Origin of the sequence: Priestia sp. SIMBA_032, from assembly GCF_046535215.1 — a bacterium.
GTDB classification, from domain to species: domain Bacteria; phylum Bacillota; class Bacilli; order Bacillales; family Bacillaceae_H; genus Priestia; species Priestia aryabhattai.
This window is the reverse complement of record NZ_JAWRXD010000792.1, coordinates 1-266: the sequence shown is the minus strand read 5'-3', so window position 1 is coordinate 266 and position 266 is coordinate 1. Positions and strand designations below refer to the sequence as shown.

1 protein-coding gene is annotated in these 266 nt (G+C 39.1%); it reads right to left on the bottom strand.

Annotated elements, in window-relative coordinates; all coding sequences use genetic code 11:
- On the bottom strand, window positions 1-266 hold a 266-nt coding region (locus tag SB717_RS36500), incomplete at both ends, for an MATE family efflux transporter (RefSeq protein WP_410907926.1).

Genomic DNA, 266 nt, shown 5'->3' with positions numbered 1-266 from the left:
GTGTAAGTGAATAAAGGTATAATTCCTATTGCGATAATACTTAAAAATTGAGCTGCAATTCGTTCCACAGGTTCTTCTAAGCGCATGCCGTTTAAAATAGGTGAAACGACGAAGAAACCGATGAGGATAACAACGAAGCTAGCACAAATTGCTAAATAAACTGCTTGTATGACAACGTGGGGAACGTCCTTTTTTTTCTTGGATCCGACGAGTTGTGCAACAATGGGAGTAGTAGCCATTAAAATTCCTGTTAATCCCGTACTAAC